Annotated in this window: 21 protein-coding genes and 1 pseudogene; 2 read left to right on the top strand and 20 right to left on the bottom strand. The window is 74.1% G+C overall.

Annotated features, from left to right (window positions below; all coding sequences use genetic code 11):
• Positions 1-139: 139 nt before the first annotated feature.
• The 13 genes and pseudogenes from ccoS to IPL61_04980 all read right to left on the bottom strand — a co-directional run bounded on the left by ccoS (position 140) and on the right by IPL61_04980 (position 15,312).
• Positions 140-316 carry a cbb3-type cytochrome oxidase assembly protein CcoS gene (ccoS, locus tag IPL61_05040; protein MBK9030694.1) on the bottom strand — a complete coding sequence of 59 codons (177 nt, stop codon included), beginning with the start codon at positions 314-316 and terminating at the stop codon, positions 140-142.
• A complete protein-coding gene (locus IPL61_05035; GenBank protein ID MBK9030693.1) occupies positions 313-2,724 on the bottom strand; it encodes a heavy metal translocating P-type ATPase metal-binding domain-containing protein in 2,412 nt (803 codons plus the stop codon). The genes ccoS and IPL61_05035 overlap by 4 nt, the downstream gene beginning before the upstream one ends.
• Entirely contained in the window at positions 2,705-3,412 is a 708-nt protein-coding gene (locus IPL61_05030) for a sulfite exporter TauE/SafE family protein (protein MBK9030692.1), read from the bottom strand. Before IPL61_05030 ends, IPL61_05035 begins: the two co-directional genes overlap by 20 nt.
• Entirely contained in the window at positions 3,409-3,858 is a 450-nt protein-coding gene (locus IPL61_05025; protein MBK9030691.1) for a FixH family protein, read from the bottom strand. Before IPL61_05025 ends, IPL61_05030 begins: the two co-directional genes overlap by 4 nt.
• Entirely contained in the window at positions 3,855-5,258 is a 1,404-nt protein-coding gene (gene ccoG / locus IPL61_05020) for a cytochrome c oxidase accessory protein CcoG (protein ID MBK9030690.1), read from the bottom strand. Before ccoG ends, IPL61_05025 begins: the two co-directional genes overlap by 4 nt.
• A 31-nt stretch (positions 5,259-5,289) precedes the next feature.
• Complete coding sequence (locus tag IPL61_05015) at positions 5,290-5,883, bottom strand: c-type cytochrome (GenBank protein MBK9030689.1); 594 nt, start codon at positions 5,881-5,883, stop codon at positions 5,290-5,292.
• Complete coding sequence (locus tag IPL61_05010; GenBank protein ID MBK9030688.1) at positions 5,876-6,070, bottom strand: hypothetical protein; 195 nt, start codon at positions 6,068-6,070, stop codon at positions 5,876-5,878. The genes IPL61_05015 and IPL61_05010 overlap by 8 nt, the downstream gene beginning before the upstream one ends.
• A 194-nt stretch (positions 6,071-6,264) precedes the next feature.
• Positions 6,265-8,457: a cytochrome-c oxidase, cbb3-type subunit I gene (gene ccoN, locus IPL61_05005; protein ID MBK9030687.1), complete on the bottom strand. Its 2,193-nt coding sequence runs from the start codon at positions 8,455-8,457 to the stop codon at positions 6,265-6,267.
• Between the two features lie 190 nt (positions 8,458-8,647).
• Positions 8,648-8,983, bottom strand: coding sequence for a hemerythrin domain-containing protein (locus IPL61_05000; protein ID MBK9030686.1), 336 nt, complete (start codon positions 8,981-8,983; stop codon positions 8,648-8,650).
• Between the two features lie 2,012 nt (positions 8,984-10,995).
• Positions 10,996-11,952, bottom strand: a pseudogene (locus tag IPL61_04995) (serine/threonine protein kinase).
• A 131-nt stretch (positions 11,953-12,083) separates the two neighbouring features.
• Positions 12,084-12,821 carry a hypothetical protein gene (locus tag IPL61_04990; GenBank protein ID MBK9030685.1) on the bottom strand — a complete coding sequence of 246 codons (738 nt, stop codon included), beginning with the start codon at positions 12,819-12,821 and terminating at the stop codon, positions 12,084-12,086.
• The gene (locus tag IPL61_04985) at positions 12,818-13,741 is read right to left on the bottom strand and encodes a hypothetical protein (GenBank protein ID MBK9030684.1); all 924 of its coding nucleotides are present in this window, start codon (positions 13,739-13,741) and stop codon (positions 12,818-12,820) included. The genes IPL61_04990 and IPL61_04985 overlap by 4 nt, the downstream gene beginning before the upstream one ends.
• 23 nt (positions 13,742-13,764) lie before the next feature.
• On the bottom strand, positions 13,765-15,312 hold the full coding sequence (locus IPL61_04980) for a carboxypeptidase regulatory-like domain-containing protein (GenBank protein MBK9030683.1): 1,548 nt from the start codon (positions 15,310-15,312) through the stop codon (positions 13,765-13,767).
• Here IPL61_04980 and IPL61_04975 point away from each other — a divergent pair.
• Entirely contained in the window at positions 15,281-15,445 is a 165-nt protein-coding gene (locus IPL61_04975; GenBank protein MBK9030682.1) for a hypothetical protein, read from the top strand. The genes IPL61_04980 and IPL61_04975 overlap by 32 nt on opposite strands.
• 56 nt (positions 15,446-15,501) lie before the next feature.
• On the opposite strand, the gene IPL61_04970 is transcribed toward IPL61_04975, so the two are convergent.
• The 3 genes from IPL61_04970 to IPL61_04960 form a co-directional block, all read right to left on the bottom strand.
• The gene (locus IPL61_04970; protein ID MBK9030681.1) at positions 15,502-16,602 is read right to left on the bottom strand and encodes a hypothetical protein; all 1,101 of its coding nucleotides are present in this window, start codon (positions 16,600-16,602) and stop codon (positions 15,502-15,504) included.
• A 107-nt stretch (positions 16,603-16,709) separates the two neighbouring features.
• Positions 16,710-18,701 carry a serine/threonine protein kinase gene (locus IPL61_04965; protein ID MBK9030680.1) on the bottom strand — a complete coding sequence of 664 codons (1,992 nt, stop codon included), beginning with the start codon at positions 18,699-18,701 and terminating at the stop codon, positions 16,710-16,712.
• A 13-nt stretch (positions 18,702-18,714) separates the two neighbouring features.
• Positions 18,715-19,599: a response regulator gene (locus tag IPL61_04960; protein ID MBK9030679.1), complete on the bottom strand. Its 885-nt coding sequence runs from the start codon at positions 19,597-19,599 to the stop codon at positions 18,715-18,717.
• 120 nt (positions 19,600-19,719) lie between these two features.
• Here IPL61_04960 and IPL61_04955 point away from each other — a divergent pair, with 120 nt between their 5' ends.
• Positions 19,720-20,988: an insulinase family protein gene (locus IPL61_04955; protein MBK9030678.1), complete on the top strand. Its 1,269-nt coding sequence runs from the start codon at positions 19,720-19,722 to the stop codon at positions 20,986-20,988.
• Between the two features lie 122 nt (positions 20,989-21,110).
• On the opposite strand, the gene IPL61_04950 is transcribed toward IPL61_04955, so the two are convergent.
• The 4 genes from IPL61_04950 to IPL61_04935 are packed head-to-tail and all read right to left on the bottom strand — an operon-like array spanning position 21,111 to position 24,440.
• Complete coding sequence (locus tag IPL61_04950; GenBank protein ID MBK9030677.1) at positions 21,111-21,593, bottom strand: hypothetical protein; 483 nt, start codon at positions 21,591-21,593, stop codon at positions 21,111-21,113.
• Positions 21,594-21,640: 47 nt separating this feature from the next.
• On the bottom strand, positions 21,641-22,696 hold the full coding sequence (locus tag IPL61_04945) for an AI-2E family transporter (protein MBK9030676.1): 1,056 nt from the start codon (positions 22,694-22,696) through the stop codon (positions 21,641-21,643).
• On the bottom strand, positions 22,693-23,187 hold the full coding sequence (locus IPL61_04940) for a hypothetical protein (protein ID MBK9030675.1): 495 nt from the start codon (positions 23,185-23,187) through the stop codon (positions 22,693-22,695). Before IPL61_04940 ends, IPL61_04945 begins: the two co-directional genes overlap by 4 nt.
• Positions 23,184-24,440 carry a PhoH family protein gene (locus tag IPL61_04935; GenBank protein MBK9030674.1) on the bottom strand — a complete coding sequence of 419 codons (1,257 nt, stop codon included), beginning with the start codon at positions 24,438-24,440 and terminating at the stop codon, positions 23,184-23,186. Before IPL61_04935 ends, IPL61_04940 begins: the two co-directional genes overlap by 4 nt.
• Positions 24,441-24,552: the final 112 nt, after the last annotated feature.

The following is a 24,552-nucleotide window of genomic DNA, read 5'->3' as shown; positions in this document are numbered from 1 at the left end:
GCGGCGTGGTCGACATCGCGTCGCGGCCGGGCGCGACCCGGATCACGGTCTCGATGCCGCGTCGTCAGGTGCGCGACGTCGGTGCGCAGCCGGCGCGGCGGCGTGATCGACGTCGCGCCGCGGCCGGGCGCGACCCGGATCACGGCTTCGATGCCGCGTCGTCAGGTGCGCGACGCGTGAGCTCGTCGGTGAGCATCCGGCGCGGCGGCGTGTCGAGATCGTCGAGCTGACCAGACCGCACCGACCACGCGAACGCGGCCACGGCCAGCGCGGCGCCGCCGAGGGCGAGGATGAGGATGAGGTAGAGGGTGGTCATGGCTCCCGGAAGGCGCGCGAGCGCAGCGAGCTGGTGAGGACGGTCAGCGACGACAGCGGCATCATCACCGCCCCGACCAGCGGGTGGATGAGGCCGGCCACCGCCAGGGTCCCACCGATCGCGTTGTAGAACAACGACACCGTCAGGTTCCGCCGGATCGTCGCCATCGTCGCCTGGGCGCCCGCGACGGTCGCGGCGATCGCGTCGATCGCCGGCGTGCGCAGGTAGACGTCGGCGGCCTCGATCGCGATCTCGGCGGCGCCGGCCACGGCGATGCCGCAGGTGGCGGCGGCCAGGGCCGCGGCGTCGTTGACGCCGTCGCCGACCATCACCACCGGCCCGGCCGCGCGCGCGGCCTCGACGTGGGCGAGCTTGGCCTCGGGCGACACGCCGCCGCGGGCGGGCAGGCCGCCGAGCTGCGCCGCGATCGCGGCGACCGCGGCCGGATCGTCGCCCGACAGGATCTCGGGCTGCCAGCCCAGCGCGCGCAGCCGCGCGATCGCCGCGGCCGCGCCCGGGCGCAGCGGATCGGTGATGCCGGCCACCGCGACGCAGGCGCCGTCGACGGCGATCGCGATCGGGGTCTCGCCGCGCTCGGCCAGCTCGGCCAGGCGCGCGGCGATCGGCGCCAGGTCGACCTCGGCGCCGACCCAGCGCGGGGCGCCGATCAGGAGCGCGTGGCCGGCGACCGTGGCGCGCAGGCCGAGGCCGCGGCGCTCGTCGACCTCGGCCACCTCGGCGGCGGCGTCGGGCGCCAGCGCGATCAGCGCGCGGGCCAGCGGGTGGGCGCTGCCGCGCTCGGCCACGGCGACCCAGGCGCGCACCTCGGCCGGCCCGTCCCAGGTGACGACGGTCGGTTGACCGAGCGTGAGCGTGCCGGTCTTGTCGAGGACGATCCGGCCGGGCGTGGCCAGGCGCTCGAGCGCGTCGGCGCCCTTGACCAGGACGCTGGCGCGGGCCGCGCGGCCCAGCGCCACCGTCACCGCCAGCGGGGTCGCCAGCGCCAGCGCGCACGGGCAGGTGACGATCAAGAGCGCCATCGCGTGCTCGATCCCGGTGGTGCCGCCCCAGGCCAGCGCGGTCGCCGCCGCCGCCGCGAGCACCACCGCGACGAAGTAGCCGGCGACGCGATCGACCAGGCGCTCGATCGGCGCCTTGCGGGTCGACAGCTCCTCGACGTGGCGCACCAGCGCCCCGACCCGGGTGGCCTCGCCGACCGCGGTCGCGGTCACGTCGATCGGCGCCGCCAGGTTGGTGGTGCCGGCGCACACGCTGGCGCCGGCCTCGATCGCGACCGGCCGGGCCTCGCCGGTGAGGATCGCGGCGTCGATCGACGAGCGGCCCGCGACGACGGTGCCATCGACCGGCACCGCCTCGCCGGCGCGGACCCGGAGGCGATCCCCGATCGCGACCGCCTCGAGCGGGACCTCGGCGGTCGCGCCGTCGGCGCCGACCCGCACCGCCCGGCGCGGCGTCAGCGTCCACAAGAGCTCGGCGGCGGTCGCGGCGCGCCGGTGCGAGCGCGACACGATCCAGCGCGACACCAGCAGCAGGAACGTCAGCATCGCCAGGCTGTCGAAGTAGACGTCGCCGTGACCGCGCACCACGTTGGCGCTGCTCCAGAGCAGGCCGACCCCGACGCCGAGCGCCAGCGGCACGTCGACGTGCGCGCGGCGCGCGCGCAGCGCGGCCAGGGCGGTGCGGAACAGCGGCACCGAGCCGTAGCCGATCGTCGGCAGCGCGATCACCATCGACGCCCACCGGAACAGCGCCCGCTCGTCGGTCGCCATCTTGGTCCACCAGCCGGCGTAGAGGCCGACCGCGAGCAGCATCAGGTTGCCGAACCCGGCCCCGGCCACGCCGATCCGCAACATCGTCGCCCGATCGTCCCGGCGCCGGGCCAGGTCGCGCTCGGCGCCGCGGAACGGGTGGACCGGGTGACCCAGCCGATCGAGGTGGCGCGCGATCTTCGACAGCGGCACGTCGTCGGGGCGGTAGACGACGTCGCAGCGGCCGCGGCCGACGTCGACCCGGACGTCGACCACGCCCGGCACGCAGCTCGGCGTCGCCTCGACCAGCCACACGCACCCGGCGCAGCGCAGATCCTCGAGGAACAGCGTCACCGCGCGGCTGCCGTCGGCGCGCTCGCGCGCGTGCAGGTGCCGGAAGGCGTCGTCGTCGAGCTCGTCGTAGCCGCGGTCGGTGGTGCGGGCCGGCGCGGCCGCGTCGCGCACCTGGTAGTAGGCCTCGAGGCCGGACGAGCGGATCGCCCGGTAGACCACCGCGCAGCCGGTGCAGCAGAACGCCGGGCCGTCGTCGGTCGGGGCCGACGGGGCGCCGCAGTGGGCGCACGCGGTGCGCGCGGCCGCGGCGACCGCGAGCGGTCGGTCAGCGACCGCCGTGGTCACGGGCGCCTCCGACGGAGTGACAGCTCGGCTGGGCCACGACCTTGGCGCCGGCGTCGTGCCAGCGGCCGTACAGGGTCACCAGGCCGAGCACCATCACGGTCGCGCCGGTGATGACCGGCAGGCGCGCGCGCAGCCGCCCGACCAGCGGGCCGACCACCGTGGCCGCGCCCAGCATCGCCGGCGACGTGCCGAGCCAGAACGCGGCCATCGTCGCCAGGCCGAGCCCGAGCGAGCCGGTGCCGGCGGCGACCACGACCATCGCCCACATCCAGCCGCACGGCACCAGGCCGGTCAGCGTGCCCAGCGCGAACGCGCGGGCGGTCGGCCGCCGTCGGCCGAGCGCGACCAGCGCGCGATCGAAGCCGGTGCCGCCGGCGGCGGCGGCGCGGCGCGGGCCGCGCATGAGCATGAGCCCCCACACGACGATGCCGGCGCCGGCGATCAGCGCGGCGACCCGCTGGATCGACGCCAGCCGGCCGGCCAGATCGAGCGCGCCGCCGAGCAGGCCGGCCAGCGCGCCGATCACGACGTAGGTGAGCAGCCGGCCGAGCCCGTGGGTCAGCGCCAGCCGCGCCGACGGGCCGACCCGCCCGCTCGACGCCAGCCCCACCAGCGGGCCGCACATGGCGACGCAGTGCAGGCTGCCGGTCAGGCCCGCGGTGAACGCCGCGACGACGACCGCGCTCACTCGACCTCGCGGGCCGCCGTGGCGACGAACCGCTCGGCGCCCGCGACCGCGGTCAGGGTCACGTCGTGATCGCCGCGCGCGAGCGTCAGCGCCACGGTCGCGCAGCCGTCGCCGCCCAGGGCCGCGCCGCCGATCGCGGGCGCGCCCGGGTGGGCGCGGTGGGCCGCGGTGACCTCGATCTGCGCCGCCAGCGGCTGGCCGGCGCGGTCGCGCACGCACACGCGGGCGCCATCGGGCGCGAGCGCGACGGTCGCGACCCAGCCCAGCGCCCGGCTGGCGTCGGCCGCGGCGATCGCGTCGTCGTAGTGGGCCGCGCGCTGGTAGTAGTCGGCGACGATCCGGCCGGCGTTGGCGCGCTGCGCGAACACCATCATCGTGACGACGGCGATGACGCCGCCGGCGAGGGTGGCGATGATGCCGGCGATCCAGCGGGCTCCTGGGCTCATGGTCCACCATCCGGTCCGACGAGGTTGATCGGGAGGGTCCGGTGCCAGCCGTGGTCGTCGCTGATGCGGAGGTGGACCTTGTGCTGGCCGTGGACGAAGATCGAGCGCGCGGCGTCGACGAACAGCGGCAGCTCGGCCGCCTTGCCGGGCTCGAGCGTCCAGCTCTTCATCGGCGTCCGCAGCGTGCCGACGTCGGCCTCGACCAGCTCGACCTGATAGACCCGGGTGACGTGGGTCTTGTTCTCGAGCTTGATCCGGACCTGGGCCGCGACCTTGCCGTCGCCGAGATCGAAGAACGTCGGGCCGGCCGGCCGCAGCACCCAGACCTCGGTCGCGGTGCGGGTGCCGAGCTGCCACACGAACAGCGCGCCGACGACCGCCAGCAGGATCGGGTAGACGAACGTGCGCACCCGCCAGATCTTGCGCGGCTTGCCCGCCAGCTCGTCCTGCGAGGTGTAGCGGATGAGGCCGCGCGGCCGCTCGAGCTTGTCCATGACGTGGTCGCACGCGTCGATGCACTGGGCGCAGCCGACGCACTCCATCTGCAGCCCGGCGCGGATGTCGATGCCGGTCGGGCAGGTGGTGACGCACGCGCCGCAGTCGACGCAGTCGCCCTTGCGCTCGGCCTCACCGACGACCGGCAGGCTCTTCTTGGCCGGCTTGCCGCGCGGCTCGCCGCGGGCGGTGTCGTAGCCGATGATCAGCGACTGCTTGTCGTACATCACCGACTGCAGGCGCCCGTACGGGCACGCGACGATGCAGGTCTGCTCGCGGAAGTAGGTGAAGTCGAAGAACATGAGCGCGGTGACGAACACGACGATGCCGAACCCGACCGGGTGGTCGGCCGGCGAGTGGGTCACCCAGTGCTCGAGCTGATCGGTGCGGACGAAGTACGCCAGGAAGACGTTGGCGACCGCGAACGCCAGGACGGCGTAGGTCACCCACTTGCCGATCCGTCGCCACGACGGGAGCGTGGCGTTGTCGAGCTTGCGCTGCTCGCTGGGGTTGCCCTCCCACAGCCGCTCGATCGGCCGGAACACGTGCTCGAGGTAGACCGTCTGCGGGCAGCCCCAGCCGCACCAGATCCGGCCCCAGAGCGCGGTCACGAAGAACACCGTCAGCACGACGGTCAGGCCGAGCAGCATGAGCAAGAAGCCGTCGCTGGGCCGGAACACCGCGCCGGCGATCGAGATCTCGCGCGTGACCAGGTCGATCAAGAACGCCGGCCGCCCGCCGATCCGGATGCGCGGCAGCAACACGAACAGCGCGATCAGCCCGTAGGCCACGACCCGCCGCCGGTTCAGGAACCGACCGGGCGACAGGCGCGGGCGGATCCAGAAGCGGGACCCGTCGGGGTTCAGCGTCGACAGGACGCGGTCGGAGGGAGGGGTGACGCTCATCGGGGTACTGCTCGGTTCGGTGCGGGGGCGATCACGGCGCCGCGAACGGGCCCACGGGCGCGCCCTCGGGCGCCTTGCCTGGCTTGGGGTGGTTGCGCAGCGTGGTCACGTAGGCCGCGACCGCGACCAGGTCGGCCGGCTTGAGCTGCGCGGCCCAGGGCACCATCGCGGTGTTGGGCACGCCGCCCTGGACGGTCATGAAGATGTCCTTGCGGGTCGTGCCGTGGAGCTGGTTGTCGTCGGTCAGGTTGGGCCCGATCAGGCCCGAGCCGTCCTCCTTGTGGCAGCTCGCGCAGGTGCTGACGAAGATCGCCTGGCCCTTCGCGAGCATCTCCGGGTTGGCCGCGGTGGTGGCCAACGACGCCTCGCTGACCGCGTTGACGTCCGCGGCCTCGCGCTCGATGCGCTGCTGCTCGTAGGCCTTGTAGTCGGCGGCGTAGACCTGATCGATCGACTTGCCGGGGCCGCCGAGGTGGTACCAGAACAGGTAGAAGCCCGAGAACACGATCGTGATGATGAAGAACGCGCTCCACCAGCCGGGCAGCGGGTTGTCGAACTCCTGGATGCCGTCGTACATGTGGTCCAGGAGCTGCCCGTCGGGACGGGGCTTCGAGCCGTCACTCATGGGAGATCTCCGGGCGCGCGGTCGGCGCGGCGTCGTCGGCCAGCGGCAGGGCCGCGGCCTCGGTGTGGGCGGGGGTGTGGCGGCGGTGCCGCCAGGCGATGGCGATGAACACGCCGACGAACAACAGCAGGGCGATCTGCGTGAAGTGCGTCGGGGTCATGCCGGACACCAGCTCGGTCAGGCGCATGGTCAGGTCCTCACGGCGAGGGTGGGCGGCCGGGCGTCGCGCGTCTTGGTGGGGGGCCCCGCGGGGGCGTGACCCCGTGGGGGGCGGCCTGGCGACAGGCTGCCCAGGATGACGGTCAGGCGCATGGTCAGGTCCTCACGGCGAGGGTGGGCGGCCGGGCGTCGCGCGTCTTGGTCAGGCGCATGGTCAGGTCCTCACTTCCCCGCCGGCGCGGTCTCGGCCGGCGCCGGGGCCGCCAGGTCGTTGCGGCCGGCGCGGATGTCGACGCCGAGCCGTTGCAGGTACGCGATCAGCGCGATGACGTCCTTGGACTCCATGCCCGGCGGGCCACCGAGCGAGACCAGCTTGGCGCCGAGCGCCTGGGCCTGGGCCCGGGCCAGGCCGCCGGCGTCCTTCTTGGCGTCATCGCCGTACGGCACGCCCAAGGTCACCATCGCGTTGACGCGCGCCTGGACGCTGCCGAACTCGATGCCGTCCTTGAGCAGGTGCGGGTAGCGCGGCATGACGCTGCCGGGCGAGATCACGCGCGGGTTGTCGAAGTGGCGCAGGTGCCAGTACTCGTCGCGGCGGCCGCCCTCGCGCGCCAGGTCGGGCCCGATGCGCCGGCTGCCCCACTGGAACGGGTGGTCGTAGACGAACTCGCCGGGCTTGGAGTACTCGGTCGGCACGCCGCCGATGCCGTAGCGGACGGTCTCGTCGAGGAACGGCCGCACCATCTGCGAGTGGCAGTTGTAGCAGCCCTCGCGGATGTAGATGTCGCGGCCGTAGAGCTCGAGCGGCGTGTACGGCTTGACGCTGGCGATCCTGGGCACGTTCGACTTGATCAAGAAGGTCGGGATGATCTCGAACAGCGACGCGACGATGACCGCGACCGCGACCAGCACGGTGAACGTCGCCGGCAGGGCCTCGAACTTGCGGTGCCAGTGGCCGTGGGAGGCCGTGGCCTTGGCGACGTCGCGGATGCGCGGCGGCACCTCGACGGCGACGTCCTCGTAGGTCGCCGGCCGCGCCTGCCAGGTCTTGAAGAGGTTGTACGCGGCCATCAGGATGCCGCTGATGTAGAGCGTGCCGCCGAGCGCGCGCACCCAGTACATCGGCATCAGCCGCGTGACGGTCTCGAGGAAGTCGGGGTACTGGAGCCGGCCGCTGTCGTCGAACGCGCGCCACATCAGGCCCTGGGTGATGCCCGCGGCCCACATCGCGACGACGTACAGCGCGATGCCGATCGTCGCGACCCAGAAGTGGATCGTCGCCAGCTTGGTCGAGAACAGCTTGGTCTGGAACAGGCGCGGCGCCAGCCAGTACATCATGCCGAAGCTCATGAAGCCGACCCAGCCCAGCGCGCCGCCGTGGACGTGGGCGATGTTCCAGTCGGTGTAGTGCGAGAGCGCGTTGACGCTCTTGATCGACATCATCGGCCCCTCGAAGGTCGACATGCCGTAGAAGGTGATGCCGACGACGAAGAACTTGAGCACCGGGTCAGCCGCGACGCGGTTCCAGGCGCCGCGCAGGGTCAGCAGGCCGTTGATCATGCCGCCCCACGACGGCATCCACAGCATCACCGAGAACACCATGCCCAGCGTCGACGCCCACTGCGGCAGGGCGGTGTAGTGCAGGTGGTGCGGCCCGGCCCAGATGTAGATGAACACCAGCGACCAGAAGTGCAGGATCGACAGCCGGTAGCTGAACACCGGCTTCTCGGCGGCCTTGGGCAGAAAGTAGTACATGAGCCCGAGGAACGGCGTGGTCAGGAAGAACGCCACCGCGTTGTGCCCGTACCACCACTGCATGAAGGCGTCCTCGACGCCGGCGTACATCGAGTAGCTCTTGAGCGGGCTCCACGGCACCGCCATGCTGTTGAAGATGTGGAGGATCGCGACCGTGACGATCGTCGCGATGTAGAACCAGACCGCGACGTACAGGTGCTGCTCGCGGCGGTTGCGGAGCATGCCGAAGAAGTTGACGGCGAAGATCACCCAGACCACGGCGATCGAGATGTCGATCGGCCACTCGAGCTCCGCGTACTCCTTGCCCTGGGTGAAGCCCAGGGGCAGGGTCAGCGCCGCCGACACGATGATCAGCTGCCAGCCCCAGAAGTGGATGAGGGACAGCGTGTCGGAGAGCGGCCGGGCCTTCACCAGGCGCTGCGTCGAGTAGTACACCGCCCCGAAGAGCGCGTTGCCGGCGAAGGCGAAGATCACCGCGTTGGTGTGCAGCGGGCGGAGTCGACCGAAAGTCAGGTAGGGCGCGAAGTTGAGGTCGGGGACCGCGAGCTGGAGGGCGAGCAGGAGCCCGACCAGCATGCCGACGATCCCCCACACCACCGTCGCGACCACGAACTTGCGGACGATGGCGTCGTCATAGCGCAAGACATCGGGTTGCTTCATCGTGCGCACGGCCTACGCAACCGGCGTGCCTGACAGGGCCTGCACTTCCGCGCACCTTCTGCGTACCCGTTCACCTCGGGCGGAACCCGGTGCAGCGGCTGCGCAGGTGCTGCATGGGCGCCCTGCGACGAGTTGTCCTCAGCGCCGGCGCGCCGCTCTGATCTGGCGACAGGTCCAGGCCGCCCGCGGCTCACAGCCCGGCGAGCACCGCGTCCTCGCGGGCGAGGTGCTCGCGCAGATCTCGCAGCACCGTGGTCAGCGCGCGCACCGATGGGTCGTCCAGGCCCAGCGCCAGCGCCTCGTGATGGCCGGCGTGGCGCGGGTCGTCGCCGAGCAGCTCGAGGTGGGCCTCCTCGTAGGTGTGGTGCTCGCTCAGCGCGCGGGCCATGGCCCGGACCGCGGTCGTCAGCGCGTCGGCGTCGGCGCGGCCGGCCTCGGCATCGGCGAGGAGCGCGTCGCAGCGATCCAGGAGCGCGCGCAGGTGGGCGTGCTGACGCTGGAGCTCGTCGACGACGGGGGACGTCATGCTCGTGGGCCTTGCAGGCGCCGTTCCTACTGCTTGACGGGCAGGTCGCGGCTCAACGTCGTGGTCTTGCCGGCCACGATCTTGATCGTGTAGGCCCAGCTCTCGCTGCCGACCTTGAACAGCACCTTGTGCAGGCCGGGCGACAGCGGGATCTTCTGGCGCGGCGTGATCGGCGTCGTGCCTCGCGCGACGCCGTCGACGGTCACCGCCGCGAACGGCGTGGTGTACGCGATCAGGTAGCCCTCTCCAGCGGTCGGCTCGCCCGCGCCGGGGTCGGGCTTGCTCGAGCCGGAGCCGCTGCCGGGCTTGCTCGAGCCCGAGCCGCTGCCAGGCTTGCTCGAGCCCGAGCCGGAGCCGCTGCCGGGCTTGCTCGAGCCGCTGCCGCTGCCGAGATCGATCCGGCCGCTGGGGCCGACCTTGGTCGAGCCCGAGCCGGAGCCCGACCCGCTGCCGGCCTTGCTCGAGCCGGAGCCGCTGCCAGCCTTGCTCGAGCCGGAGCCGCTGCCAGCCTTGCTCGAGCCGCTGCCAGCCTTGCTCGAGCCGGAGCCGCTGCCCGACCGGTTCGAGCCGGCGCTCGCGTGATCATCCTCGGGCGGATCCCGGTCGTTGACCGCTACCTTCGGCGCCGCGTCGATCAGCTGAGCGTCGACGCCCGCGTCGACCTCGATCGCGGCCGCGTCGAACTCGACCGCGCCGCCGTCGGCCGTGCCCGCGTCGATGGTCGCGGCCGTGGCCGCGGCCTCGGCCTTGAGCTCGCACGGCACCGGCGTGGTCTTGCCGGGGACGACCTCGAGCGCGCGCTCGCACGGGACCGACCCGACCCGGGCGACCTTGATCTGGTGCGAGGTCCCGGCCAGCACCGCGATGGTCAGCTTGCCGTCGGCGGTGACGCCGCGCTTGACGCCGTCGACGAAGACCTCGGCCGGGCCCTGGCCGCCGCTGCCCTCGGTGACCGCGATCTCGAGCGCGGCGGTGGTGGTGTCGGAGCCGGTGGTCGCCGCGGCGGCCGCGGGCGCCTTCTTGTCGACCAGGATCACGAACTTCACCACCGCGAACGCGCCGAGCACCACCGCGGCGATCGCGATGCCGATCATCACGTCCTTGGCGAGCGACGGCTTCTTGCGCCGGCGCGCGGTGACGTCGACGACCGGCTGCTGGCCGGTGGCGTCGTAGCCGGGCTGCGAGCCCATCGGCGTCGCCGCGTAGTTCGGTTGCGACTGCGGCCCGGCCGGGTAGCCGTAGCCGGGGCCGGCGCTGTAGCCGTAGGGCTGTTGCTGCGGGGGCGGCTGCGGTTGGTAGCCGTACGCGGGATCGCCGGCCTGCTGGTAGGGCGAGGCGCCGTAGCTCGGCTGGCCGGCGCCGACCGGCCCGCCACCGCCGTAGCCGGGATAGGCGCCGGGCGCCGCCTCGTGCTGCGCGCTGGGCGGCGCCGCCAGCGGCATCGGCGGGTGCGACGGCTGCGCGCCCGGATGACCCGGCAGCGACGGCGCCAGCATCCCGAGCATGGTGCGGGCGTTGGGGTTCTGCGCCGCCGCGGCCGGCAGCGGCGCCTGCGGCACCGGGAGCATCGGCATGCCCAGCGGCGAGATCGTGGGATCCTCCGCGTGCGAGACCGGCGGCGGCGTGGCCGGCCGCGCCGGCGGCGGGAGCGGCGGGGGCGCGTCGCTGCGCTGGTTGACGGTCGTCGGGCGCCGGGCGTTGGGCGCGAGCACCACGGCGGGCGCGGCCGGCGGGGCCGGCGGGGCGTCGCCGACCTCGCTGATCTCGCCGAAGATCTCCGTCGGGCCCTCCTCGGCGAACTCGTCGTCCTTGCCGCGGGCCGCGGGCACCGCCGCCGCCGCCGCCGCCGCCGCCGTCGCCGCCGCGGCCTCCTCGATCATGTCGTCGAAGTTGGGCCCGCCGAGCATGGTCGGGTCCTCGGCCTTGCCGGCCTCGCCGAGGTGCTCGGTGACGTCGAGCTTGGCCTCGGCCTGGGGCACGCCGGCGATCAACCCCTCGCGGCCGAGCTTCTTGAACGACTCGTGCTGTTGCCGCTCGCGATCGATCTCGGGCGCGAAGCCGTCCTTGAGCCACGACGACAAGGTCTTGGCCGTGAACACCGCGTCCTGGGACATCAGGAAGCGCTGCAGGTCCGCGACCATCTCGCCGCCCCACTGGTAGCGATCGGCGGTGTCCTTCGCCAGCGCCTTCATGATGATCGCCTCGACCGCCTCCGGGATGTTCGGGTTGACCTGGCGCGGCCGCGGGATGTCGACGTTGCGGACCTTCTCGAGCGTCGAGAAGTCGGTCTCGCCGACGAACAGGCGATCGCCGGACAGGCACTCGTAGAGGATCGTGCCGGCCGAGAACACGTCCGAGCGGCGATCGAGCGGCAGCCCGCGGACCTGCTCGGGCGACATGTACCCGAACTTGCCCTTGAGGACGCCGGCCTGGGTCTTCGAGCTCCGCGACGCCGCCTTGGCGATGCCGAAGTCGATGATCTTGACCTCGCCCTCGTACGAGATGAGGACGTTCTGCGGCGAGCAGTCGCGGTGCACGATCTCGAGCGGGCGGCCGAGCGCGTCGCGCTTCTTGTGGGCGTAGTCGAGGCCCTCGAGCACCTTGGCGACGATGAAGCACGCCATCGGCACCGGCAGCTGCTGCTTGAGCTTGCGGGCCCGGTTCTGGATCTGCAGCAGATCCTTGCCCCAGATGTACTCCATCGCGATGAAGTGGGCGCCGTCGGTGCGGCCCAGCTCGAAGATCTGGCAGATGTTCGCGTGCGCGAGCTGCCCGACGATCTTCGCCTCGTCGATGAACATCTTGATGAAGTCGCGGTCCTCGCCCATCGACGGCAAGATCCGCTTGATCGCGATGACCTTCTCGAACCCCTCGACGCCGTAGCTCTTGGCCTTGAAGACCTCAGCCATGCCACCGACGCTGATCCGATCCAGGAGGAGGTACTTGCCGAACGGGATGGCTTGACGCACCGCGAACGATAGTAGCGGTGCGATCACCAGCGCACAACGTCAAACGGGGGTCGTGGGCCCTAGTTTGTCGACGACATCAAGACAGATCGTGTACGCATGGGGGGCGACGACCGTGGGTGATCGCCCCCGACCTAGAACACGCCGGCGACACCCACACCTGCACCCTGCGAGAATGCCATGGGCGCGATGGTCCTCGACGGCGTCCGGGAGAAGTGTCGGAGTCCGTCCCACACGCCGTAGAGGTAGAGCGCGGCGGTTCCGATCCCGGCGCCGAGGTTGACGTTGCGCAGGACCCGCGCGCTGCCCGAGTGATCGCAGGTGCCGTCGTCGCTGCACCACGAGCGCAAGAGCGCGTAGCTCGTCACGTTGGCCGCGAGCAGGGTCCCGCCGACGATCGCGAGCGTCCAGGCCTTGGTGCGGTGGTGGTTCTGGAACTGGCCCGCCGGGGGCAGCAGGTTCAGGACCAGCGAGCGCTTCGGGCGCGGGCGCAGCGCGCGCAGCTCGGCGGCGTGGCGGCCGCGCACGTCCTCGAAGAACGCGATCACCTCCGGCGGGTACAGCCCGGGATCGAGGCGCCCGTCGAGGTCGAGCTTCAGGTACGCGAGGAAGCGGGCCTCGGCGGCGGCGGCGTCGCCGCGATCGAGCGCGGCCAGGCCGAGCAGGCGGTTGGCCTCGGCGCGATCGCCGCGCGGCGCGCCGCCAGCGTCGGCGATCGGCGCGACCAGCGCCTCGACCGTCGGCCAGTCGTGGCGCTCGGCGGCGGCGGTGGCGGCCGCGAGCGGATCGGCGGCGCCGCCGGGCTGGGCCGCGGCGGTCGCGGTCGCCAGGCACAGCAGCACGGCCAGCGCGCGGGGGAGCGCGCCGGTCATCGCGCGGCCTCGAGCTGCTCGCGGATCCGCGGCAGCACGACGTCGACCGCCTGGGCCGCGATCTGCCGGACGACGGTGTCGACGCGGTCGCCGCGGCTGCCGACCACGGTGTCGGTCCGGACCACGCGATCGAAGATCGTGCGGCCCGCGCGCGCGACCATGACCCGGGCGCGGCCGCGGCCGACCGGGACCTCGCCCTCGAACCCGGCGGCGACCCACACCAGCTCGGAGGTGATGACCAGCTCGGCCGCAGGATCGTCGCCGGGCCGGTACCCGAGCCGCTCGGCCAGGTGCGCCAGCGCCGGGCGCGTCAGCGCGGCGACGTCGAGGTCGGCGCCGGCGCGATCGTGCAGCGGCCGGCCGCGCACGACCAGGCGGGCGCCCGGCCGGTGATCGATCGGGGGTGGAGGAGGCGGCGGCGGCGGCGCGTCGGGATCCGCCGCGACGACGATCGGCGCGACCGGCGGGGCCAGCGCGCGGGCGCGGGCCGCGGCGGCGGTCGCGATCGCGGCGGTGAGATCGACCGCGAGGTCGCGCGTGGCGGCGTCGATCGAGGCCAGGGCCGAGGCCCGGGACGCGAGCCGCTGCACGTCGACGCCGTGCTCGGGATCGCGGATGCGCAGCTCGATCGTCACGGCCTTGCGGTCGCCGCGACCGGCGCCGGCGACCAGGCGACCGTCGACGACCAGCCACGCGCGCGACGGCACCACCGCGACGTCGGACACCAGCACGACCTCGTAGCCGGCGGTGCGCAGCGCCGTGGCCAGCTCGCTCGCCACCGGCGCGCCGTAGAGCGCCAGGCGGCGCTCGGCGACCAGCGGGATCACCGCGATCGTCGACGTCGGATCGGCGCGGGCCGGGCGCACCGGGGCGCCGACCGCGGCCAGGCCGAGCACGACGAGCAGGACGGCGACGCGCACGCGGGCGCGATGGTAGCAATGGATCACGGCGGCGCGCTTGGATCGGGGACGACCACCGCGAAGTCACCGGCGACGTCGGACACGGCCTCGCCGAGCGGCCGGGTGCGGTCGAGCCCGGCGCAGCCGCCGCACAGCGCGGTCACGCCGACGTCGGGCAGGCCGACGCTCTGCCCGACCAGCCGCACCGTGCCGCGCACGCGCACCGCCGGCGGCAGCGTCACCAGGCCGAGGTCGCCGTCGATGGCGCTCACGGCCAGGCGGCGCGCGGCGACGCGGGCGCGCGGATCGACGATCGCGAGCTGGTAGGTGGCGCCCGGCGCCAGCGCCATCGTGAAGCGTCCGTCGGCGCCGGCGACCGCGGTCGCGGTCGGCGCGTCGAGGTGGGCGAGGTCGCCGTCGACGGTCGCGGTCAGGCGCGCGCCCGCCACCGGCGCGGCGGCCGCGTCGACGGTGACGCCGACCAGGGTCGCGCTCGCGGGCGCGTCGATCGCCGACAGCGGCTGCGCGAGGTCGAGCAGCGCCACCGCCCCGGGCCCGGGGGCGCCGATCACGAACGCCCGGCCGCTGCCAGCGGTGGCGCGGTACGGCGCCAGGCGGCCGGCGGCGTCGACGGCGACGCGATCGCGGTGGTGGCCCTCGGCCATCGTCGCGGTGACCCCGTCGGTGACGGTCGCGACCACGCCGAGATCGAGCGCGAACAGCACGTGGCCCGACGCCGCCAGCGCGCCGCCGGCCCGCACCGGCACGCCGCCGAGATCGACCACCGGGTGCCCCGCCTGGTAGCGGACGTCGAGCGGCGTGGTCAGATCCAGCCCGGCCAGCGGGGCGGTCAGGCGCGCGAGCCCGGTGGCGATCGGCGGCGCGACCACGAGCGTCGCGTCGGCGCGGGCCTGCCAGTTGATCGCGAACGTGCCGTCGGCGGCGGTGGTGGCGACCGTCGACGGGGCCAGATCGCTGGCGCCGGCGATCGAGACCCGGGCGCCGACCACCGGGCCGCCGCCGGCGTCGTGGACCGTGCCGGCGACGGTCGTGCCGGCCGCGACCTGCAGCGCGCCCAGCGCCGGCTCCCAGTTGGTGCGCACCGCCGGCGCCAGGTCGTCGACCAGCGGGATCACGAGCGCGTCGTAGCGGCCGGTCGCCAGGTCGGCGCGCTCGCCGCCGCCGGCGCTGGTGATCACCTCGATCGTGGCGTCGGGCGTGGCCCGCGAGGTCAGGCGGACGTACGCCGGCACCGCGGCGCCGCCGCCGTCGCGCACGACGATCGCCCACGACTCGCCGGGATCGATCGCCAGCACGCCGGCGGCGAAGTCGGCGCCGCCGGGGACGACGACCAGGCGCTCCTGGGTGGGCGCGCCGGCGCTGGCCGGCGGCGTGAAGCGGAGCCGCAGGCTCCCGGCCATGGCGCCGGGGTCGCGCACGTTCTTGTCGCCGACCCAGGTCGGGCACGCGTCCGAGCCGCCGGTGACGTCGAGCGTCACCTCGTAGACGCCGGGCTGATCGGCGACGAAGTCGACGTCGCGCCCGTCGGTGGTGCGGCGCGTGGTCGCGACGTCGGCGCCGCGGTGGCGCACGCTCCAGCTGTACGTCAGCACGCCGGCGACGCCGGTGGCCGTCGCGCGCGCGGTGATCGTGGCCGGCGCGACCGGGTCGGCCGGCTCGAACTGGACGGCGACCGCGCACTGGCCGCCGTCGTCGCCGGTGTAGCCCCTCGGCCCCGCACGCGGCGGCGAGCATGATCACGATCGCGACGATGGTGCGCCTCATCGGGCCTCCACCAGCCAGGTGCGCCGCTGGGTGCAGCTCGCCGGCGGCTCGACGCTGCACGCGGCGGCGTCGACGGCGCACGCCGGCGCCTGCGCGGGCCAGCGGTGGGTGCGGTCGGCGACCTCGACCCGCAGCTCGATCCGGTCGCCGGGCGCGAACGTGGCCGGATCGAAGTCGACCGCGGCGCCGTCGCCGATCGCGGTGAAGCCGGGCGCGCCGACCGGGCGCATCGACCACGCCAGCTCGGCGGCGCCGAGGAACGGATCGTCGGGCGGCGGCGGCGGGTAGACGTCGAGATCGTCGGCGACGACGACGACCGCGAACCGGCGCGGCGCGAGCGCGATCACGACGGCGCCGGCGGCGGTGGCCGGCTCGACCGCGCCCAGGCACGGCGCGTGATCGGGGCGCACCGCGATCGTCACCTCGGCCTGGGCCGTGTCGGTGCCGTCGTCGCCCACGACCCGCACCAGGTAGTCGCCGGCGACGTCGGGGACGAGCCGGTACTCCTCGCCGCCGCTGGGCGGATCGGGCAGGCGGTCGAACACCAGGTCCTCGGGCCGCGACGTCGTGGCCGGGAACAGCGTCCAGGTCAGGGCCACCGCGTCGGTGTCGACGTCGGTGGCGCGCGCGCTGACGGTGATCGGCACGCCGACCGGGAACTCGCCCATGAGCTCGCGGCCGCGCCGCTGCAGGGCCAGCGTGGGTGGGTGGTTGGCGATCGGCAGCTCGAGCGTCTGGCGTGGCGAGGCCACCGCGCCGTGGACGTCGGTGACCTCGAGCGTGATGATCAGGAGCGTCGCGGGCGCGCCGTCGACCACGACCGGCACGGTGAAGTCGAACCCGAGGTCGGTGCCGGTCTCGACCGCCGAGCAGCGGTGGGCCGGATCGGCGACGGGGCGATCGCAGGCCTGCCCGCGCCACTGCAGGTCGACCGGGTCGTGGTCGGGATCGTCGATCACCGCGACGAACGACAGCTCGTCGCCGCGGTAGACCAGCCCATCGCCGATCCGCTTGATCTCGGCGCTGGGGCGCTCGTTGATGGGCTCGAGGTACAGGCAGCCGGTCGCCGCGACGGCGATCCCCAGGCATGCGCGCACGGCGATCATGCTCTGGCGGTTTGCAACCAGCTTGCCACCCACAACCCCAGGATATCGCACAGGCCGACCGGCCGGGGGCGCGCTGATCCGGACGCCGGTGTCGCGGATCACGGATAGCAGTCGAGCTCGGGGCTCGTGCGCAGCGTGCAGCGCGGTACCCGCGGCAGGGTGACCCAGCCCAGCGCCGCCGGCTGGCCGGCGCGGACGATCTCGACCCGGACCCGACCCGGGCGCAGCGTCGCCGTGGCGCCGCGCGCCAGCGTGTGGTCCTGCAGGCGCACCGACTCGGCGAGGCCGTTCTCGACCACGACCGGGGCCAAGAGCGTGCCCTCGACCGTGCGGACCTCGCCGGCGCCGACCACGAGGTCCTGGCTCCACGCGCCCTGGCCGAGGCCCTGCTTGCACGCGAGCTGGTGCCGACCCGGCGCGAGCGCGATCGGCTGGCGCGAGGCCCGGCCGCGGGGCTTGCCGTCGACGGTGAGATCGCACCAGGTGTCGAACACGAGCGTGAGCATCGCGGGCGCCGGCGCGGCGTCGATGGCGAGCGCGGGCGCGTCGCGGGGCGCGGCGTCGATGGGCGCGGCGTCGACGCGCGCGGCGTCGGTCGGGACCGAGCCGAGCTGCGCCGCGGCGTCGCGGCGGGGCGCGGCGTCGGTCGGGATCGCGCCGAGCTGCGCCGCGGCGTCGCGGCGGGGCGCAGCGTCGGTCGGCGCGTCGATGGGCGCGGCGTCGGTCGGCCCGGCCTCGATCGGCGCCGCCTCGACCGCGGCGTCGATCCGCCCGGCGTCGATGAGCCCGGCGTCGATCAGCGCCGCAGCGGGCGCCGCCGGCGCGTGGCCGCGACCGCCCAGGGCCAGCCAGCCGCCGCCCGCGCCGGCGACCACCAGCGCCGCGACGCCGCCGCCGATCACCAGCCGCCGGCGCTGATCGCGGCGGGTCAGGCGCGCGAGCAGCGCGGTCGCGGCGGCGTGCTCGGGCGCGAGCGCGAGCAGGCGATCGCAGGTGGCCAGCGCGGTCGCGGTGGCGCCGCGCGCGGCCGCGGCCTCGGCGGTGGCGGTCAGCGCGGCCAGCACCGCCGGCAGTCGCGCCGCGCGAAAGCCCGCGCGATCGGCCGCGAACGCGCGGACCTCGTCGCGCGGCTCGCCGAGCCCGCCGTCGGTGACCAGCCGCCGCAGCGCCGCCGCGGCGATCGTGGCGTCGGCCGGGCGCAAGGATGGGTCGGGATCCATCAGCTGCGCGATCAACCGCGACAGCGGCGCGCCCACCGCCGGCGCGCGGCGCAGCGCCGGCACCGCGCCCTTCTGGGCCTCGGCCAGGATCTTCACCGTCGAGCCGGCGAACGGCAGCGAGCCGGTCACGAGCTGGTAGAGCGTCACGCCGACCGAGTACAGGTCGGCCCGGGCGTCGACCGGACCGTGGGCCTGCTCGGGCGCCATGAAGCTGGGCGTGCCCAGCAGCGCGCCGGTGCGGGTGACCAGCGAGTCGTCGTCGTCGAGGCGCGCCACGCCGAAGTCGGTCAGGAGCAGGCGGCCGTCGTCGGCGATCATCACGTTGGCCGGCTTGACGTCGCGGTGGACCACGCCGGCGGCGTGGGCCACGGCCAGCGCGTCGCACAGGAGCGCGCCGATCGCCGCCACCAGCTCGGCGAGCAGCGGGCCGTCGGCCTCGGCGCGCTCGCGCAGGCTCTGGCCGCGCACCAGCTCCATGACGATGTAGGCCGTGCCGTCGGTGCCGACGTCGTAGACCCGCAGGATGTTCGCGTGCTCGAGGCCGGCCGCGGCCCGGGCCTCGCGCTGGAACCGCCGGGTCAGCTCGGGCTTGCGCGCGAGGTGCGGGAACAGGACCTTGACCGCCACGTCGCGGCGCAGCTCGACGTCGCGGGCGCGGAAGACCGTGGCCATGCCGCCGGCGCCGAGCTCGTCGCCGAGCAGGTAGCGCCCGAGCTGGGTGCCGGGGCCCGCCGCGATCGCGGCGCTGGCGCGACCGGTCGGGGTGCCGCTCGACGGCGACGGGTCGGCGTCGGAGGCGACGGTGTCGGCGCGGCCAGCGTCGGCGGCGACCTCGGCGGCGCCGCCGTCGTCGTCGCGGCGATCGGTCACGCGCGCGGCTCGCTCACCCGTGCCAGATCACGAAGCCGCCGTCCGCGGCCTGCTTCGCGGTCCGCATCGCCGCGCCCAGGCGGCGCGCGAGTTGATCGTTGGCCCCGGCCGGGAGGTCGGCGGTCGTGGCGACCGCGACCACCGGCGCCAGATCCACAGGAAGCCGCGTGCCGGTGTCGCCGCCGAACAGCTCGGTCTTGGCGGCGCGGATGCGCGCGACCAGCGCGGTCGCCAGGGCCTCGGCCTGCGCGGCCGCGACCACGGTGATGAAGTCGGAGCCGCCGAGGTGGCCGACGAACGCCGCGCCGTCGCCGTGCGCGCGGGCCTGCTCGAGCACCAGCTTGGCCAGGGCCCGGACCGCGTCCTCGGCCCGGGCGAAGCCGACCGCGTCGGCGTAGCCGTCGAAGTTCAGCACGTCGATGTGCAGCGCCGCGACGACGTTGCCGCTCTTGAGCACCTCGGTCAGGTGCTCGTCGATCGCGCGCGACCCGGGCAGATCGGTGGTCGGGTTGCGATCGCGCTCGCGCTTGGTGGCGCGGATCAGCGCCCGGGCCCGGGCGCCGAACTCGCGCAGGTCGAACGGCTTGGTCATGTAGGCGTCGGCGCCGGCCTCGAGGCCCTCGACCTGCTGCTCGACCGTGGCCAGCGCGGTCAGCATCAGGATCGGCGTGCGCGACCACATGACGTCGCTCTTGAGCCGGCGCGCGACCTCGATGCCGTCGACGCGCGGCATCATCCAATCGAGCACGAGCAGATCGGGATCGTGGGCGCGGACCAGCCGCAGCGCCTCGTCGCCGTCGTACGCGCGCAGGCACAAGAAGCCGGCGTCGCCCAGCGCCATGCTCACCATGTGGGCGATGGCGTCATCGTCCTCGGCGATGACGATCTTCTTGAACATTGCCCCGGTGATACGCCCAGGCCCCGGCGACGTCAACCCGACCGTCGGACCCGTGGCGGGCCGCACGTCGGGGCCGGGTGCGGTATACCGCCGCCGGTGCGCACTCCCGTCGATCCCTCCGTGACCACGACCACCCTCGGCAACGGCCTGCGGGTGACGACGGTGGCCTTGCCGCACCTGCACACCGTGACGGTGGCGGCGTTCATCAAGGTCGGCTCGCGGTTCGAGGTGCCCACCGACAGCGGCCTGTCGCACTTCGTCGAGCACATGCTGTTCCGTGGCACCGACCGGTACCCGACCTCGCTGGCGCTCAACACCGCGATCGAGGCGCTGGGCTCGACGCTCCACGCCGAGACCGGCCGCGACTACACGCTGTTCACGATGGGCTTCGTGCCCGAGCAGGTCGGGGCCGGCCTCGCGCTCCTGGCCGAGCTGCTGGCCCGGCCGCGGTTCGGCGACATCGAGCGCGAGCGGACGCTGATCCTCGAGGAGATGAGCGAGGACTACGACGAGGACGACGTCGAGATCAACGTCGACGACATCGCCCGTGGGCTCGCCTTCGCCGAGCACCCGCTGGGCCAGCGCATCATCGGCCCGCGCGCCAACGTCGAGCGCTTCGCCGACGCCGACGTCCGCCGCCACTTCGCGAGCTTCTACGGCGCCGCCAACACGATCCTGTGCGTGGCCGGGCCGGTCGAGCACGCGCCGATCGTGGCCGCGGCCCGGTGCCTCGAGGACCTGCCGCGCGGGGCCCTGGCCGAGCCGGCGCCGGCGCCGGCGATCCCGCCGACCGCCCGCTGGCGCCACGTCCGCGACTCGGGCTCGCAGACCACGCTGTCGATCCTGTTCCGGGGCGTGCCCGAGGTCGATCCCGCCTACCCGGCGTTCGTGGCGCTCCTGCGCGCGCTCGACGACGGCATGTCGACCCGGCTGCACTACCAGCTCGCCGATCAGCAGGGCCTGGCCTACTCGATCGGCGCGGCGATCGAGCCCCTGGCCGACGCGGCGCTGTTCGAGATCACCAGCGCCACCGCCAACGCCAAGCTGCCCAAGCTGGTGGGCGAGATCCTCGGCCTGGCCGGCGGGCTGCGCGACACCGCGATCACCGCCGAGGAGATGGTCAAGATCCGCACGCGCTACCGCTACGAGACGATCGCGTCGCTCGACGATCCGTCGGCGATGGCCGGCTGGTTCGGCGGCACCGCGCTCTACTACCCGCCGCCGGCCCTGGCCGATCGCCTGGCCGCGATCGACGCGGTGACGCCCGACGATCTGATCGCGACCGCGCGCCGGGTGATCGCGCCGGCCGGCCTCGCGCTGGCCGCGGTCGGCGCGCTGTCGAAGGCCCGGGTCGGCGAGCTGCGCGAGGTCATCACCGACTGGACCTGAGCCTCAGCGGGGCGGCCTGACGCCAGGCGGGGCAGGTGCGGGGACCCCGAGGTCAGCGGCCTCGGACCGGGCCGGCACCTCGAGGGGCGTCCAGGCCCTGCGCCGAGCGCTCCAGGATCCGTTCAGCGCTCGTCGCCGGTCAGGCCGCCGTAGCCGGCCCCGCCGAACGCGGCGTCGTCGTCGGCGTCGTAGCGGAGCGAGATCGTCGGCGGCGCCAGATCGCCGCCGTCGCCGACGGCCTGGTAGCGGTCGCCGTCGCGGGTGAAGGCCACGTCGATCGGCATGGTGCAGTCGCCCCACGGGCAGAAGTACTCGCCCGACAGGCGCGCGCCGTCGGGGGTGAAGGCGATCGCGCCGCGGAAGCGCTGCGAGCCCAGGAGCTTGCTGATGAACCAGCCATCGCCCCGGCGCGCCAGGCGGCACGGCTGCGGATCGTAGTCGTCGATCTGGCAGGTCCACAGCGCGCCGTCGCGCAGCCCCGCGGACGCGTCGACGGTGGTGAGCGGGCCCGGGCGGTTGCCGATCTGCGGCGGCGGCGCGGCCGGCGCGGGGTGGGTGCAGGCCAGCGCGAGCGCGCACGGGATGACGACGAGGCATGGGTTCATGGTGCGACTCCTGGCGGAGCGGTGGTGGCCGCGTCGGTGGCGGCCCGTCAGTGGCGGCCGTTGCCTGGTGGGCGTCGGTGGTGGCCTGGGGCGTGGGGGGCCGCGTCGGCGATCCGCGCCTCGCGCGCGATCGCCATCGCCTCCTTGGCCAGCCGCACCACCAGCGGGCCCAGCACCACGCCCGACGCGCCGACCAGCGCGAGCCCACCGAACATCGAGATCATGATCACCACCGACGGCAGATCGAGCTGACCGCGCCGCGCCAGCACCGGCCGCACGACGTTGTCGATCGAGCCGATCACCGCGACCCCGACCACCGCCATACCGATCGCGGCGTCGGGGCGGCCGGTCAGCCACAGGCCGGCGGCCACGGGCACCCACACCATCGCGGTCCCGACCGACGGCACCACCGACGCCACCAGGGTCAGCAGGCCCAGCACCAGCGGCTCGGGCACGTCGAGCACGACGTAGGCGACGGTGGCGACCGCGGCCTGGGCCAGGCCGGCGCCGCCGACCCCGATGAACAGCCCGCGCCCGGTCTCGGTGAACGCCGCCGCGAACCGCCGGGTGATGCGCGGATCGAGCGGCAGGTAGTCCTCGAACCACCGGTAGCCGCGCGGCCCGTCGGCCAGGACCGCGTAGGTCGCCGACAGGAACACGAACAGCCCGAGCAGCATCTTGGTCGCGACGGTGAACACCACCGACACCAGGTTCCAGGCCCGGTCGCCATGCTCGACCAGCAGCTTGAATGGGTCGTTGCTGTCGCCGTCGGTGGCGCCGCGGGTGACCAGCTTCTCGAACACCTGCCGGACCTCGGGTGACGCTACCAGCCGGCGCGCCAGCACGATCGCGTCGCCGATCAGCGTCCCGACGATCAGGCCGATCGGCACGACCAGCAGCGCGATCAAGGCCGCGGTCAGCACCGCCGCCGCCCGCTGACTGCGGCCGGTCAGGCGGGTCAGCGGCGGCACCATGCGCCGGCCCAGCTGCCCGACCCACACCGCCAGCACCAGCCAGGTCCAGAACGGCGCGAACATCGCCGCGCCCGCCAGCACCATGGCGATCAGGAGCCACGGCGGCACGCGCGGCGGGCCCTGGGTCACGGACGCCCCCGGCGGCGCCCGGCGTCGACCGCCGCGTCGCGCCCGGCGTCGATCGGCGCGTCGACCCCGGCGTCGATCGGCGGCGTCGCCACCGTGATCGTGACCGCGCGCGTGGCCACGATCGGCCGGCAGGTCTGCCGCGCGCACAGCCAGAACCGCGCCTCGATGGCCAGCGCGTGGGCGCCGGCGGCCTGGGCCCGGACCTTGACGTCGAACCGCGGCGCGTCGGCCGCGGGATCGGCGGCGTCGGCGCGCAGGTACCGTCGGCGCGGCAGGCCGAGGCCGGCGTCGGCGTCGAGCGCGATCCGCACCGGCCCGTCGGTCGAGACCACCCGACCGGGGCCGGGCACCAGCGCCACGGACACCGCGGCGGCGCCGCCCAGCTCGATCGTCGCCGGCGCGACCACGCGCAGCTCGAAGCCGGGATCGTCGGCCCGGGCTGGCGCGCACGCGGCCATCGCCACGAGCAGGGGCCAGGCCGCGCGGGTCACAGCACCTGGGTCGCGAGCTCGGCCAGCGGGCTGCGCTCGCCCTTGGCCAGCGTGATGTGGCCGGCGATCGCCTCGGGCTTGAACCGCTCGGCCACGGTCGTGAGGCCGTTGTTCGACGCGTCCAGGTACGGGTGATCGATCTGGTACGGGTCGCCGGTCAGGATGATCTTCGTGCCCTCGCCGGCGCGGGTGATGATCGTCTTGACCTCGTGCGGCGTCAGGTTCTGGGCCTCGTCGACGATCATGTAGACGTTGGGCAGCGACCGGCCGCGGATGTACGTCAGCGGCTCGACCTGCACGAACCCCAGATCGACCAGCTCGGCGTAGCTGCGGCCCTCCTTCTTGTCGGAGCGGTTGAGGCCGAGCAGGAGCTCGAGGTTGTCGTAGATGGGCTGCATCCACGGGTTGAGCTTCTCCTCGATGTCGCCGGGCAGGTAGCCGATGTCGCGGCCGAGCGGGAAGATCGGGCGGCTCACCAGCAGCTTCTGGTAGACGTCCTCCTCGGTGACCTTCTGCAGGCCGGCGGCGATCGCCAGGAGCGTCTTGCCGGTGCCGGCCTTGCCGACCAGCGTCACCAGCTTGATGTCGTCGTTGAGCAGCAGATCGAGCGCGTAGTGCTGCTCCTTGTTGCGCGGGCGGATGCCCCAGACGCCCTCGCGCAGCTTCTTGACCGGCACGACCTTGCCGCTGGGCTTGTCGTTGCGCGCCAGCGCGCTCTTGCCGGTGGTGTCGTCCTTGAGCAGGACGAACTCGTTGGGGTAGAGGCCGCCCTCGACCGTCACCGGCACGCCGCCGTCGGCGTAGAGCGCGTCGATCGTGCCGGGCGCGGCCGAGATCTCCCGGTGGCCGGCGTAGAGCTCGTCGATCGAGATCTGCTCGGTGTCGTAGTCGACGCACTGCAGCCCCAGCGCATCCCCGCGGATGCGCATGTTGACGTCCTTGGTGACCAGGATCGCCGGCACCTCGGGGTCGTCGTCCCGGACCTCGCGCGCGATCTCGAGGATGCGCTGGTCCATCGACCGCGAGTCGTAGCTGGGGTTCTTGGGCGGGCTCTTGGCCATCGCCACCCGCACCGTGCCGCCGTTCTCCATCTTCTGCGGCTTGGAGAGGCCACCGTCGACGCGGTGCTCGTCGAGCAGGCGCGCGACCTGGCGGGCGTTGCGGCCCAGCTCGGTCTGGTCCTTCTTGAACGTGTCGATCTCCTCCAGCACGTAGATCGGGATGACGACGTTGTTGTCCGCGAACGCGAACATCGCGCGGGCGTCGTGGAGGAGCACGTTGGTGTCGAGGACGTAGTTCTTGACCGTCACCCCTCAATGGTCGAGGCGACCGATCGCGCAGTCAAACCGTGGGGGCCGGGAACGC

It is taken from the genome of Myxococcales bacterium (genome assembly GCA_016717005.1).
Classification (GTDB): domain Bacteria; phylum Myxococcota_A; class Polyangia; order Haliangiales; family Haliangiaceae; genus UBA2376.
Note: the sequence above shows the minus strand (reverse complement) of the source record. Positions and strands in the feature narration are given on the sequence as shown.

What these genes read in the sequence shown, in the direction of transcription:
- ccoS (MBK9030694.1), bottom strand. Translation starts at nt 316, where the DNA reads ATGACCACCCTCTACCTCATCCTCATCCTCGCCCTCGGCGGCGCCGCG.
- IPL61_05025 (MBK9030691.1), bottom strand. Translation starts at nt 3,858, where the DNA reads ATGAGCCCAGGAGCCCGCTGGATCGCCGGCATCATCGCCACCCTCGCC.
- ccoG (MBK9030690.1), bottom strand. Translation starts at nt 5,258, where the DNA reads ATGAGCGTCACCCCTCCCTCCGACCGCGTCCTGTCGACGCTGAACCCC.
- IPL61_05015 (MBK9030689.1), bottom strand. Translation starts at nt 5,883, where the DNA reads ATGAGTGACGGCTCGAAGCCCCGTCCCGACGGGCAGCTCCTGGACCAC.
- IPL61_05010 (MBK9030688.1), bottom strand. Translation starts at nt 6,070, where the DNA reads ATGCGCCTGACCGAGCTGGTGTCCGGCATGACCCCGACGCACTTCACG.
- ccoN (MBK9030687.1), bottom strand. Translation starts at nt 8,457, where the DNA reads ATGAAGCAACCCGATGTCTTGCGCTATGACGACGCCATCGTCCGCAAG.
- IPL61_05000 (MBK9030686.1), bottom strand. Translation starts at nt 8,983, where the DNA reads ATGACGTCCCCCGTCGTCGACGAGCTCCAGCGTCAGCACGCCCACCTG.
- IPL61_04990 (MBK9030685.1), bottom strand. Translation starts at nt 12,821, where the DNA reads ATGACCGGCGCGCTCCCCCGCGCGCTGGCCGTGCTGCTGTGCCTGGCG.
- IPL61_04960 (MBK9030679.1), bottom strand. Translation starts at nt 19,599, where the DNA reads ATGTTCAAGAAGATCGTCATCGCCGAGGACGATGACGCCATCGCCCAC.
- IPL61_04950 (MBK9030677.1), bottom strand. Translation starts at nt 21,593, where the DNA reads ATGAACCCATGCCTCGTCGTCATCCCGTGCGCGCTCGCGCTGGCCTGC.
- IPL61_04935 (MBK9030674.1), bottom strand. Translation starts at nt 24,440, where the DNA reads ATGTTCGCGTTCGCGGACAACAACGTCGTCATCCCGATCTACGTGCTG.